Source organism: Streptomyces rhizoryzae (assembly GCF_023155275.1).
GTDB lineage: Bacteria > Actinomycetota > Actinomycetes > Streptomycetales > Streptomycetaceae > Streptomyces > Streptomyces rhizoryzae.
In genome coordinates this window covers 177,745-190,802 of the sequence record NZ_JALMUV010000004.1, presented here as the reverse complement: position 1 = coordinate 190,802, position 13,058 = coordinate 177,745, and the positions used below count along the sequence as shown (strand labels likewise).

Sequence of the window (13,058 nt, the reverse complement as noted above, 5' to 3'; positions counted from 1 at the left end):
GATGGCCCCGACCACCGCCCGCGACCGGGGCGCCGCGGCCCTGGCCGAACTGGGCCCCTGGCAGCGCGCGCTGCGCGCCCAGTTCCCGATCATCACCGACAACCCCCGGCTGGTGTACCTGGACAGCGCGGCCACCGCGCAGAAGCCGCAGGCCGTCCTGGCGGCCGTGCAGCACCAGCTGACCACCGCCCACGCCAACGCCGGCCGCGGCTCGTACCCGTGGGCCAACGCCTCCACGGACCTGGTCGCCGGTGTCCGCGAGCGGATCAAGTCCTTCCTCGGCGACCCGGCCCCGGAGCGGTCGGCCGTCCACTTCACCGGCGGCACCACCGAGGGGCTGCGCCTGGTCGCCCGGGACTGGCTGCCGGAGGTCCTCGCCGACGGCGACGAGATCGTCGTGCCGTTCGCCGACCACGAGGCCAACCTCGCGCCCTGGCTGGAGGCGCAGCGGCTGCTGGCGCGGCAGGGCGTGCGGATCGGGGTGCGGGAGCTGCCGTACCAGACCTCGTCCGGGGACTACGACCCGGCGGCGCTGGCCCGGCTCGCCGGCCCCCGCACCCGCTTCGTGGCCGCCACCCACGTCCACCACGTCTACGGCGGCAACATGAACGTCCACCTGATCCGCCGGGCGGTCGGGCCGGACGTGCCGATCTGCCTGGACGCCGCGCAGAGCGTCGGCCACCTGCCGGTCTCGGTGGCCGAACTCGACGTGGACTTCCTGGCGTTCTCCGGCCACAAGGCGCTGGCGCTGCCCGGCTCGGGGGCCGTGTGGGCCCGCCAGGCCCGCGGCCCGGAGCTGGTGCCGGGCGGCTGGCGGGGCAGCCCCAACACCACCGGTATCGCGAGCCTGGCGGCCGCCCTGGACTGGCTGGAGGCGGCCGGCACCGACCGGATAGCGCGCTGGACGGTCGCCCTGGCCGCCCGCCTCTCCGACGGGCTGCGCCGCCTGGACGCCTACGAAGTCCTCGGCTGCCAGCGGAGTCTGGCCGCCGATGCGCCGGTCCAGCAGCGCTGCGGCATCGTCACCTTCCGGCACCGCGGCATCGGCGCGAGCGATCTGGGGTTCATCCTCTTCAGCCACGGCTTCATGGTGCGCACGGACGGGCACTGCCAGGCCGGGGCGGGGGAGCGGACCAGCTCGGTGCGGGTCAGCCTGCACGTCTACAACACCCCGGAGGAGATCGACCGGTTGCTGGCGGTGCTCACGTCGCTGGCGTGAGGGGCGTTCCGGGCCGGGGAGTGCCCCTCCGGAGTGAACCGGAGACCCTATGGCTAATGGAAACCGTTTCCACCTGTAGCCTCGTGGCCGACCGAACGGCACACGGGACACGGCAGGGGTGGCGCGACCAGATGGGGCTGAGCATGGCGATCGCGGAGACGTGGGTGGAGCGCTGGGAACGCCAGCAGCGGCGCTACGCCATCGACCGCGAGGAGCGCTTCACGGTGATCGCCGATGTCGTCGAGTACGTGACGCGCGGTCAGGCGCGGCCGCTGGTGACCGACCTCGGCTGCGGTCCGGGCTCGCTCGCCGCCCGGCTCGCCGGACGGCTGCCGCACGCCGAGGTCGTCGCGGTGGACATGGACCCGCTGCTGCTCGAACTCGCCCGCACCCACCACGCGTCGGCCGCCCGCTACGTCGACGCGGTGATCGGCGCGGACGGCTGGACCGGTGCGCTGGCCCTGGACCGGCCGCTGGACGCCGCGGTCTCCACCACCGCCCTGCACTACCTCCCGGTGCCGGTGCTGCGCCGCACCTACGCCGAACTCGCCGCCCTGCTGCGGCCCGGCGGCGCGCTGGTCAACGGCGACCACCTCCCGCAGTGCGGGACCGTCCCGGCCGCGCTCGCCGCGCACGTCGGGCGCTGCCGCGCGCGGCGGCTGCGGGACGGCGCCCACGAGGACTGGGCGTCCTGGTGGGCGGCGGTGGCCCGGGAGCCGGAGCTGGCCGAGCCGCTCGCCGAGCGCCACCGCCGGCTGTCCGCCCCGGCCGCCCGCGACGGCGCGGACAACGGCCTGTCGGTGGCCGACCACACCGCCCTGCTGCGCGCGGCCGGTTTCACCCATGTCGTCCCGGTGTGGCAGTTCGGCGACAGCTGCGTGCTGGTGGGGATCCGGTAACCGGCGGCGCCGGACCGGTCGTTCAGCGGGCGGCGGCGGCCGGCACCGGCTCCCCGGGGGCGGTGCCCGGGGCGTCCGCGGGCGCGTCCCGGCCGGTCACCGCCAGGTAGCCGATCAGCAGGACGAGGGGCACGGTGAGGGCGAGGGTGACCGGGCCCGTGCCGCAGTCCAGGCCGCCGCGGGCGGCGGACACCCCCATCCAGTCGGCGAACGACGCCCCGAGCGGACGGGTCAGGACGTAGGCGGCCCAGAACGCGGCGACCGCGTTCAGCCCGGCGAACCGGCCGGCCAGGGCGGGCACCAGAATCAGTGCGCCGAAGAGCAGCCCGGAGGGCAGGTAGCCCAGGTGCAGGGTGCCCGCGGTCAGGTCGCCGACCGCGGTGCCCAGGGCGAAGGTGGTCAGCACGGTGGCCCAGTAGAACGCCTCCCGGCGCCGGGTGCGCACGCTGTGGATGGCGAGCGTACCCTCGCAGGCGTACCACGCGGCCAGGAGGACGGCGAGCGCCACCGCGAAGGCCGCCGCGGAGACCGCGTAGGGAATGCCGGCGATGACGTGGACGACGTCGGCGGCCATCGTGCCGAAGACGCTCACCATGACGATCGCGGACCAGTAGACCCCGGCGCGGTAGCGGGCCGACCGGAACTGCGCCAGCAGCAGCACGGCGAAGCCGGTGAAGCCCAGGGCGCCGGCGGGTATCGGCCCCAGGGTGCGGCCCAGGTAGTCCGAGGCGGTCTCGCCCATCCCGGTGGTGAGGATCTTCACCACCCAGAACAGCGCCGTGACCTCGGGGACCTTGCTCCGGCCCGGTGCGCCGCCGGAGTATGCTCCGCGCGGCCGCGGCGCCGCCGCCACCGTGCTGTCCGGCTGTCCGATCGTCATGTTCCGCCCTTTCGGCGCACCGTGGCGCCCGCTCGCGACCAGCGAATGTCTACAGGGCTGTAGACGGTAGCGGAGGGTCGGAGGTTCACTCGCCGCGCCCCGGAATCCGGGCTACCGGAAACCGCGCTACGGGAAACCGCACCGCCGGAGACCGCGCCGGCCGTCCGGCCGGTGACAGCACGGGAAACTCTTGGTGTCCGGGGCGCCGGAAGGATGTTCGGCGGCGCCCGCTCTGCCTAGCATGTGCGGCGGGACGGACCGCCGGCCGGTCCGTCCGCTCCGCGACACCGCCCGTTCCCGCCCGCTCCAGGAGGCCCCGTGCCACGACCCGGCCTGCGGCGCCTGCGGTCGCCGCGCGTCTGGGGGCCCGCCGGCGCGGTGCTGGTCGCCGGCGCGGTCACCGCGGTGACGCTGACCGCCGGCGCCCGGCCGGCCGCCCCGGCCCCCGCGGACGGCCTCCCGCACACCACCGTCGAGGTCTCCCCGGGCGACTGCGGCCGCGGCTGGGACCACCCCCGCCCCGGCCTCCAGGTCTTCGACCTGCGCAACAGCTCCAGCCGCGGCGCCGAGGTCTACCTCCGGGGCGCCCACGGCGGACCGGTCCACGGCGAGGTCGAGGGCATCGGCCCCGGCACCACCCGGTCGCTGCGGGTCCGCCTCGGCCCGGGCGCGTACGCCTTCACCTGCCTGCCGGACGACGCCAACGCGGTCACCGGGCCGGTGGTCCGGGTCGCCGGCGGCGGCCCCGGCGGCCCGGCCGCCGCACCGGTCACCCAGCACGACCTGATCGGCCCGGCGCTGGACTACCAGACGTGGGTGGCCGGCGGCCTGGCCGACCTCGTCCGCCGCACCGCCGTGCTGCGCGCCGCGGTCGCCGCCGGCGACCTGCCCGCCGCCCGCACCGCCTGGCTCTCCGCCCACCTCGGCTACGAGCGACTGGGCGCCGCCTACGGGGCGTTCGGGGACGCCGACCGCACGATCAACGGGACCACGGCCGGTCTGGCCGGCGGTGTGCACGATCCGGCGTTCACCGGCTTCCACCGCGTCGAGTACGGCCTGTGGCACGGTGAGCCGGCCGCCGGCCTGCGCGGCCCGGCCACCGCGCTCGCCGACGCGGTGCGCGCCCTGCGGGACGGGTGGGCGCAGGCCCGGATGGACCCGGCGGCGCTCGGCCTGCGGGCGCACGAGATCCTGGAGAACACCGCGCAGGCCGAGCTGACCGGCCGCACCGACTACGGCAGCGGCAGCAACCTCGCCACCGCCCGCGCCAACCTCGACGGCACCCGCGCCGTCCTCGCCCGCCTGCGCCCCCTGCTGACCACCCGCTACCCCGGACTTTCGGACCTGGACGGGGCGCTGGACCGGACCGCGCACCTGCTCGACGGCTTCCGGCACGACGGCCGGTGGCCCCCGCTCGGTACCCTGCGCCGCGCCGACCGGGAGCGGGCCAACGCGGCGGTGGGCGATCTGGTGGAGCGGCTGGCCTCGGTGGCCACCCTGTGCGATCCGCGGAGGACGGTGTGAACGACGGCAGGCGCGAGCGGACCGGCGGGAGCGGGGGGAGCGGCGGCGGGACGGCCGGCGACCGGCGTTCCGGGGTCGCCCGGCGGGGGTTCCTGCGCGGGGCGGCGCTGGCCGGCGCCGGGCTCGCGGCCGGCGGCGCCGCCGCGCCCGCCCGGCCCCCGTACGCCGGCCCGGGGCCGCAGCCGGCGCTGCCCGGCACCGCGGCGGCCCCCGTCCCGTTCCACGGACCGCACCAGGCCGCGATCCTCACCCCGCCCCGCCGGGTCACCGCGTTCACCGCCTTCGACGTCACCGCCGAGAGCCGCCGGGACCTGGCCGAACTGCTGCGCACGCTCACCGCACGGGCCCGCTTCCTGACCGGCGGCGGGGTGCCGGAGCCGCTCGGCATCACCGGCCCGCCCGCCGACTCCGGGATCCTCGGGGCGCGGCTGCCGGGCGGCGCCCTGGCCGTCACCGTCGGCGTCGGCGCCTCGCTGTTCGACGACCGGTTCGGCCTGTGCGCCCGCGCACCGCGCCGGCTGACCGCGATGCCCGCCTTCCCCGACGACGACCTCCAGCCCGCTTGGTGCCACGGCGACCTCAGTCTCCAGCTGTGCGCCGACGACACCGACACCGTGCTGCACGCGCTGCGCGACCTCACCCGGCACACCCGCGGCGGCCTCCAGGTCCGCTGGCGGCTGGACGGCTTCGCCAGCCCGCCCCGCCCCACCGGCACCCCCCGCAACCTCTTCGGCTTCAAGGACGGCACCGGCAACCCCGACCCCGGATCGGCCCGCGCGATGCGGGACCTGGTGTGGGTCGGCACGGGCACGGGCGAGCCGGACTGGGCGGTCGGCGGCAGCTACCAGGCCGTCCGGCTGATCCGGATGCTGGTGGAGTTCTGGGACCGGGTCTCGCTCACCGAGCAGGAGCGGATGGTCGGCCGCGCCCGGGAGTCCGGCGCCCCGCTCGACGGCGACGACGAGTTCGACACCCCCGACTACCCCGGCGACCCCAAGGGCGACGTCATCCCCCTGGACAGCCACATCCGCAAGGCCGACCCGCGCACCCCCGGCACCGCCGGCCAGCGCCTGCTGCGCCGCGCCTACAACTACGACCGCGGCACGGACAGCAACGGCAACCTCGACATGGGCCTGCTGTTCTGCTGCTACCAGCAGGACCTGGCCCGCCAGTTCGAGACCGTGCAGCGCCGGCTGGCCGGCGAGCCGCTGACCGACTACGTCACCCCCTTCGGCGGCGGCTACTTCTTCGCCCTGCCCGGAGTACGGGACGAGACCGACTGGTACGGCCGGGCGCTCCTGGCGCAGTAGCCGGGCCGGCCACCGCGTGGCGGGCCGCCCCCCGCTCGCGTAGAACGGAGGCGTCCGCCACCGCGGCCCAACGGTCAACAGAGAGTCAAGCTTTGCCCTGGGACACCTGACCCGGTGTTCACCCAGGCGCCATCATGGCTCTGCCCCGCCGCCGCCCGTCCGGCAGAGCATCCGGCCGTACGGAACACCCGCGAACCGCCCGGAGGATGAGGACCAAGATGGCCACAAGGGGAACCACCCGAGCGCTCAGGGCCCTGGGCGCCGCCACCGGCGCCCTGGCGCTCACCGCACTGGGCGGCGCCGCGCCCGCCCTGGCCGCCGGCGGCCCGCACCCCGGGCCCGCCGCAACCGCCACCCCGATCAAGCACGTGGTCGTCATCTTCGACGAGAACATCTCGTTCGACCACTACTTCGCCACCTACCCCAAGGCCGCGAACACCGACGGGACGCGCTTCACCCCGTCCCCGCGGACCCCGCGCGACATCGACAACCTCCGCACCGCCGGACTGCTGACGCGCAACCCCAACCAGTACCTCCCCAAGCGGCTCACCCCCCAGCAGGCCATGACCTGCGACCAGAACCACGAGTACGGTCCCGAGCAGTACGCCTACGACGGCGGCAAGGCCGACAAGTTCGTCCAGAACACCGACTCCGGCAAGTGCTCCGGCGGCCTCTTCGGCGAGCCCGGCCTGGTGATGGACTACTACGACGGCAACACCGTCACCGGCCTGTGGAACTACGCCCAGCACTACGCCCTCAACGACCGCTCCTTCGGCTCGGCCTACGGCCCCTCCACCCCCGGCGCCCTCAACCTCGTCTCCGGCAACACCCACGGCGTGATCTCCACCGACCCGGCCTCCGGCACCGAGAACCCGCGGCAGACCGCCACACCGGACAGCTACGCCGTCCAGTCCCCGGACGCCCGGGGCGTCGGCACGATGATCAACGACCCGGACCCGGCCTACGACGACTGCTCCGGCAAGGACCACACGGGCAAGAGCCCGCTCGCCGCGATGCGCGGCCGCACCATCGGCGACCTGCTCAACGCCCGCGGCGTCAGCTGGGGATGGTTCCAGGGCGGCTTCCGTCCCAGCACCCCCTGGGACGGCAAGCCGGGCCACTACGCCAAGTGCAGCGGCACCACCCACACCAACGTCGGCGGCGCGGCCGTCGTCGACTACAGCCCGCACCACGCCCCGTTCCAGTACTACAAGTCCACCGCCAACCCGCACCACCTGCCGCCCCGGAGCGTCGACGAGATCGGCCACGCCGGCCCGGCCAACCACAACTACGACCTGACCGACTTCGACGCCGCCCTGCGCGCCGGCAAGCTGCCGGCCGTCAGCTTCCTCAAGGCCCCCGCCTACCAGGACGGCCACGCCGGCTACTCCGACCCGATCGACGAGCAGCACTTCCTCGTCGACCGGATCAACCGCATCCAGCAGGCACCGCAGTGGAAGGACACCGCCGTGATCGTCGCCTACGACGACTCCGACGGCTGGTACGACCACGTCTACGCCCCGCCGCGCAACGGCTCCAAGGACAGCTCCACCGGCTCCAACGGCAAGTCCACCGACAGCCCGGCCTGCCAGTCGGGACCGCCGGCCGCCGGCGGCTACCAGGACCGCTGCGGCCCCGGCACCCGCCAGCCGCTGCTGGTCATCTCCCCGTACAGCCGGACCAACCACATCGACCACACCGCCACCGAGCAGACCTCGGTCACCAAGTTCATCGAGGACAACTGGCACACCGGGCGGATCGGCGACTCCTCCTTCGACGCCCGGGCCGGCTCGCTGACCGCGATGTTCGACTTCCGGCACCCCAACAACAAGCAGGTACTGCTCAACCCCGACGGCTCGGTGAAGTCGGTCGGCCCGATCCGCCCGGTCGCGCCGGTCCGCACCAGCATCCTCCAGGGCCCCGCGATGCAGACCACCGCGGCCGTCGGCGGATCGTCCGGCTTCCCGGTCCTGCCGGCGGGCATCGCCGCGGCGGCGGTCGCGGCCGGTGCCACCGGCACCGCCTTCGCCCTGCGGCGCCGCAAGGCGCAGCGCACCAGCTGATCCGGCGGCCCGGGGCGGCACGTAACCGCCCCGGGCCCCGGCCCGGTTACGCCACCCCGCCTACACCGCGGCGCGTACGCCCGTACCCCGCGCCGTCCGCCGTTCCGCCGAGGGCGCCTCCTCCCCGGGGACGGTTTCGCCCGGCGTCCGGGGTACCGCCGCATCGCCCGGGCCGCCACCGGCAACACGTACGGCCGTGACCACCACGACGTACCGCCCCGACCACCCGAACCGCACCTCCCGGGCCCCCGGCCCCGTGTGGCGGACCGGCGCCCGTGCCCTGTCCGGCGGCGTGCTCATGGCCGCGGCCCTGGGCACCGGCAACGCCGCGGGCCCCGCCCTCGCCCGCCTCCTCGGCGCCGGCGGCTACCTCGCCGACCTGCTGCCCGCCGCCCTGGTGACCCTGCTCGCGGTCCCCGCCGTGCTGGCCCTGCGCCGGACCACGCGCCCCGCGCCCGCCCTGGGCCTCCTCCCCTGGGAGGGGGCGCTGCCCGGCCTGCTGCGCGGACTGGGCACCACGGCGGGCTGCGCCGCGCTGGTCCTCGGGGCGGGCACCGCGGCCGGCTGGGTCCACTGGGCCGCGCCCGACCCGCCGGCCCTGCTCGGCTTCCTGCTCCGCAACGCCCCGGTCGCCCTGCTGCTGGAGGCCCTGCCGGAGGAGACCACCCTGCGCGGCCACACCTGGACCACCCTGCGCGCCCGGTGCGGCGGGGTGCCCGCGGCCCTCGGCACGACGCTGGTCTTCCTGCTCGTACCGCCCGCCGCCGCGGTCGTCCAGGCCGCCCTGGCCCCGCTGCTGGGCGGGCCGCCGCCGGCCGGCCTCACCCCGGCGGGCCAGGACCCGGTCGGCTACCTCGTCCTGCTCACCGCCTTCGGCCTGACCCTGGTCGCCGCCCGCACCGTCCCCGGCACCGCCCCGCTGTGGACCGCGATCGGCACCCACCTCGGCTTCCTGAGCGTCAACCGCGTGGTCTTCGAAGGCGTGGCCCGCGACGCCGGCTGGTCGGCGGTGCTCGCCCCGGCCCACGCCGCGGTGCTCGAACTGGTCTGGCTGGCGGCGACCGCCGCGGTCTTCACCGCTCTCCGCCGGGCGGCCGCGCACCGCGCGTGCCCGCCCACCGGGGGCGCCGGGTAGGGCCGCGCGGCCGGGGCCGGGACGGACGCGAGGAGTGGTGGCAGGGTGAGCCGGCCGGGGCTCGCGGCGCTGGTGGTCGCGGTGTGCTGCGGATGCCCGGCGCGGCCGGCGCACACCCGGGCCCGGGCGATGGCGGGCACCGAGACCCTGCCGGCCGGCGACATCCGGGCGGGGCACGAGGCCGCCGCCGCGGCCGCCGGACGCGCCGCCCGGCGCTGACCCCGCCCGCCGCCCGTTGCGCCGGGCCCGGCGCCCGTCACAGCTCCCGGGCCGGCCAGTCCAGCAGCCGGGCCCCGATCACGGCCGTGTGCAGGGTGTACCGGTGCAGCGGATCGGCCGGGTCGACCCCGGTCAGCTGCCGCACCCGCGCCAGCCGGTACGTCAGCGCCCGCACGCTCAGCGACAGCCGCCGGGCCGCCTCGGCGGCGGTGCAGCCCGCGTCGAAGTACACCGACAGGGTCTCCAGCAGCGGCCCGGCGCCGCCCCGCGCCTCCCGGAGCGGCCCCAGCGTGCTGCGCACCAGGTCGGCCATCGCCTGCCGGTCCCGGGTCAGCACCGGGTAGACCAGCAGGTCCGCGGCGTGCAGCACGGGGTCGCCCAGCCCCATCCGCCCGGCCAGCTCCAGTGCGTTGAGCGCCTCCTCGTACGACTGGACGATGCCGCCGGCACCGCTGTGCGTCCGGCCCACCGCGACCCGGCCCCCGCCGGTCGCCCGGTGCGCCTGGCGCGCGAAGTGGTCCAGCACCTCCGCCGGGCCCCCCGGGGCGATGCAGATCAGCCGGCCCTCCTTCGTGGTGAGCAGCGACTGCCGGTCCCCGAACCGGGCCACCAGCGCCTCCTGCACCCGCCGGGCCACCGGATCGGCCTCCGCGTACGCCTCGGGGCCCTCGGCCACCGCGACCGCGTGGGCGTGCGAGAGCCGCAGCCCGAACCGCTCCGCCCGCTCCGCCAGCCGCCCCAGATCGCTGCCCCCGTAGAGCAGGTCGTCGATGAACTCCCGGCGGGCCGCCTCCTCCTTGCGCACCGCGAGGTGCTGCGCCCGCTCGTACCCGCCGGCCAGCGCATCCACGGCCTGGGCGAGCACCGCCAGCACACTGTCCGCCGGTGCCGAGGCGCTGCGCGGCCAGGCCGCCCTGGTCACCGCGAGGTGCGCGTTGACCAGCGCCCGCAGGCTGTACCCGGCCTCGGCGGCCCGTTCCCCGGCGGTGCGCCGCGCCTCCAGCTCACCGCGGTCCAGCCGCCGCCCGGTCCGCGCGACCTCCGCCAGCGCACCGGCGTACCCCGCCACGAACTCCTCGGGCAGCTCCCGCCCCGTCACCCGTCCCTCACCCCCGGTGTGTTCCGACCCGCCGTCCGACGTGCCCTTTTGACGTCTTCTTGACGCTTTCCTAACACACCGGGCGTACGGCACATCAGGACGGGCCCCGACGGGCGTGCTACCGGAGGGCGGCGGCGGTGCCGGCGGGTCACCCGCCGCCGTTGACCACCGCGCGTTCCACCGCGCCGTCCTCGACGTTCCACCGCCGGAGGAGCGTGCGGTAGTCGCCGCTCGCGATCAGCTGGTCGAGGGCGTCGCGTACGGCGTCGCGCAGGGCGGGCTGCTTCCTGGCGACCGCGATGCCGAACGGCACCGGATCGATCTGCTTGCCGGTCAGCACCAGGCCGTCCCCGCCCGGACGGGTCGCCGCGGCGTGCGCGGCGACCGGGTACTCGTCCAGGCAGACCGCGGCCCGGTCCGCGGCGACCGCGGCGTAGACCTCCGCCGACGAGGCGAACGCCAGCGGCCTCACCTTCGCGGTGGGCTGGCGGTTCAGCTGCTGGAGGTAGTCGTGGGCCGCCGTGCCGCGCTGCACGGCGACGGTCATGCCCGGCAGGTCCCCCGGCCCCTGGATGCCCGACGGGTTGCCCTTGCGGACGACGAGCGAGAGCCCGGACCGGAAGTAGTCGACCAGATCGACCCCGGCACCGGTCACCGCCCCGTCACCGCGCCCTTCCTGGCGCTCCTTGGTGTCGGTCAGCGCCGACATCACCAGCTGGAAGCGGCCCGCGTTCAGGCCGGTGAGCAGGGTGTCGAACGCGGCGTTGCGGAAGGTGACGCGCAGGCCCAGCACCCGCCCGAGGGCCTCGCCGAGGTCGATGTCGAACCCCGTGGGCCGGTCGCCGCTGAGGGACTCCATCGGCGCGTACGTCAGGTCGGAACCGATGGTGAGCACCCCGGCGTCCCGCAGCGCCTGCGGCAGTTGGGCGGCCGGTGCGCCGGTGGCCGCGCCGCCGGGCCGCCGCCCCGCGGCCGGGTCCGGGCCCGCCGCCCCGCCGGTCGACCGCAGCGTCCAGGCCAGCGCCCCGCCGCCGGCGGCCACCCCCGCGACGGACAGCGCGGCGAGCAGCCGGCGCCGGCTGGGCCCGGCGGCGGGCGCCGCGGGCGGGGGCGTCGGCGCGGCCGGCGGATACGGCGCCGGGAACTGCGGGGTGCCGTACGAGCCCGAGGGCGTCGGGATGCCGTGCGGCGGGGGCGGCCCCTGGGGCTGGTGGGGCGTCGGGGGGAAGGCGGCGCCCGGGGCCCGGGGGTCGCCGAGGCGCGCGGAGAGCCGTTCCAGCTCCACGGTGAGCCGGTCCGGCAGCCAGTCGCCGCCGTACGGGCCGGGCGGCCCGACCCGGGCCATGAGCGAGGGCAGGTCCGGGCGCCCGGCCGGCTCCTTGGCCAGGCAGTCCGCCGCCACCTCCCGCAGCCCGGCCGGGAGTCCGTCCAGCCGGGGCTGCTCGTGGACCGTGCGGTACATCAGGACCTGCGGTTCGGCGCTCCCGTACGGGCCGCTGCCGGTCGCCGCGAAGACGAGCACCCCGCCGAGCGCGAAGACGTCCGCCGCGCCGGTGATCCCCGGGCCGCTCACGGTGAGCTGCTCGGGGGCCATGAAGCCCGGTGTGCCCATGGTCGTGCCGGTCACCGTCAGCGCGGTGTCCGCGGCGGAGTGCGCGATGCCGAAGTCGATGACGCGCGGGCCGTCGGCGGTGAGCAGGATGTTCGACGGCTTGAGGTCGCGGTGCACCAGGCCGTGCGCGTGCACCGCCGCCAGCGCCTGGAGCAGGCCGGCCGCCAGCAGCCGCACGGTGGGCCCGGGCAGCGGTCCGGCGTCCGCCACGGCGGTGGACAGCGGGAGGCCCGGTACGTAGGCGGTGGCCATCCAGGGCACGTCGTCGTGCGGCGCGGCGGCGACCACCGGCGCGACGAACGGCCCGCCCACCCGCTGCGCGGCGGCCACCTCGCGGGCGAACCGCTTGCGGAAGCCGGGGTCGTCGGCGAGTTCGGCGCGGGCGGTCTTCACCGCCACCGACTGCCCGTCCGCGGCGCGGCCGAGGTAGACCCGCCCCATACCGCCGCCGCCGAGCAGCCCGATGATCCGGAACGGCCCGATCTGCTGCGGATCGCCCTTGCCCAGCGGTCGCACTCCTACCCCCACCCGTCCCCGCGGTCGTCAACCGCAGTATGGCGTACGCGGATCGGGCCGGGGCCGGTGCCCCGCGCGACCCGCCGCGCCCGCCGGGCCGCCCCGGCCCCGCCCGCACCGGCCTCAGGCCGGCGGCGTCCACGCCGTGACGAGGTCGAGCAGACCGGGGAAGCGGGCGTCGAGGTCGGCGACGCGGACGTGGCTGCGGCGCTCCAGGCCGTACTGGCGCTGGCGGATCAGGCCGGCCTCGCGCAGGGCCTTGAAGTGGTGCGTGAGGGAGGACTTGGGGCGGTCCAGACCGAACCAGCCGCAGGGGTGGTCGAACTCCTCGGACTCCAGCAGCAGCCGGCGCACGATGAACAGCCGCAGCGGGTCGCTCAGCGCGCCGAACACCGTTTCCAGCCGCAGGTCCGCCGCCGCCGGCTCGGGCAGCGGTGCGGGCAGATCGGGCGGTTCCGGAAGCACTCGGACGGCCGGCACCGCACGCTTCGCCGATGGCATGAGCGACTCTCCCTCAGCTGATGTCCCCGCATTGTTTGTACGACTCCAATCGTACTGCATGCTAAGTTCGAATCGAGTCGT

11 protein-coding genes are annotated in these 13,058 nt (G+C 76.4%); 7 read left to right on the top strand and 4 right to left on the bottom strand.

The window, feature by feature from the left end; translation table 11 throughout:
• Window position 1: 1 nt before the first annotated feature.
• Complete coding sequence (locus MUU72_RS05665) at window positions 2-1,219, top strand: aminotransferase class V-fold PLP-dependent enzyme (RefSeq protein ID WP_248011999.1); 1,218 nt, start codon at window positions 2-4, stop codon at window positions 1,217-1,219.
• Between the two features lie 131 nt (window positions 1,220-1,350).
• Window positions 1,351-2,118, top strand: a complete 768-nt coding sequence (locus tag MUU72_RS05660) for a class I SAM-dependent methyltransferase (RefSeq protein WP_248011998.1) — start codon at window positions 1,351-1,353, stop codon at window positions 2,116-2,118.
• Window positions 2,119-2,140: 22 nt separating this feature from the next.
• Here the strand turns inward: MUU72_RS05660 and MUU72_RS05655 are convergent, their stop codons facing one another.
• Window positions 2,141-2,998: a COG4705 family protein gene (locus MUU72_RS05655; RefSeq protein WP_248011997.1), complete on the bottom strand. Its 858-nt coding sequence runs from the start codon at window positions 2,996-2,998 to the stop codon at window positions 2,141-2,143.
• Between the two features lie 318 nt (window positions 2,999-3,316).
• Between MUU72_RS05655 and MUU72_RS05650 the strand changes: the two genes are divergently transcribed.
• The 5 genes from MUU72_RS05650 (at window position 3,317) to MUU72_RS05630 (ending at window position 9,249) form a co-directional block, all read left to right on the top strand.
• A complete protein-coding gene (locus MUU72_RS05650; RefSeq protein ID WP_248011996.1) occupies window positions 3,317-4,522 on the top strand; it encodes an EfeM/EfeO family lipoprotein in 1,206 nt (401 codons plus the stop codon).
• Window positions 4,523-4,614: 92 nt separating this feature from the next.
• Window positions 4,615-5,832, top strand: coding sequence for an iron uptake transporter deferrochelatase/peroxidase subunit (gene efeB, locus MUU72_RS05645; protein ID WP_248012074.1), 1,218 nt, complete (start codon window positions 4,615-4,617; stop codon window positions 5,830-5,832).
• A 218-nt stretch (window positions 5,833-6,050) separates the two neighbouring features.
• A complete protein-coding gene (locus MUU72_RS05640) occupies window positions 6,051-7,895 on the top strand; it encodes a phospholipase C (protein ID WP_248011995.1) in 1,845 nt (614 codons plus the stop codon).
• 196 nt (window positions 7,896-8,091) lie between these two features.
• On the top strand, window positions 8,092-9,030 hold the full coding sequence (locus tag MUU72_RS05635; protein ID WP_248011994.1) for a CPBP family glutamic-type intramembrane protease: 939 nt from the start codon (window positions 8,092-8,094) through the stop codon (window positions 9,028-9,030).
• Window positions 9,031-9,075: 45 nt separating this feature from the next.
• The gene (locus MUU72_RS05630; RefSeq protein ID WP_248011993.1) at window positions 9,076-9,249 is read left to right on the top strand and encodes a hypothetical protein; all 174 of its coding nucleotides are present in this window, start codon (window positions 9,076-9,078) and stop codon (window positions 9,247-9,249) included.
• Between the two features lie 37 nt (window positions 9,250-9,286).
• Here the strand turns inward: MUU72_RS05630 and MUU72_RS05625 are convergent, their stop codons facing one another.
• The 3 genes from MUU72_RS05625 to MUU72_RS05615 all read right to left on the bottom strand — a co-directional run bounded on the left by MUU72_RS05625 (window position 9,287) and on the right by MUU72_RS05615 (window position 12,977).
• Window positions 9,287-10,348, bottom strand: coding sequence for a PucR family transcriptional regulator (locus tag MUU72_RS05625; protein ID WP_248011992.1), 1,062 nt, complete (start codon window positions 10,346-10,348; stop codon window positions 9,287-9,289).
• A 148-nt stretch (window positions 10,349-10,496) separates the two neighbouring features.
• Complete coding sequence (locus tag MUU72_RS05620; protein WP_248011991.1) at window positions 10,497-12,476, bottom strand: serine/threonine-protein kinase; 1,980 nt, start codon at window positions 12,474-12,476, stop codon at window positions 10,497-10,499.
• Between the two features lie 123 nt (window positions 12,477-12,599).
• Entirely contained in the window at window positions 12,600-12,977 is a 378-nt protein-coding gene (locus tag MUU72_RS05615; protein WP_248011990.1) for an ArsR/SmtB family transcription factor, read from the bottom strand.
• Window positions 12,978-13,058 lie beyond the last annotated feature (81 nt).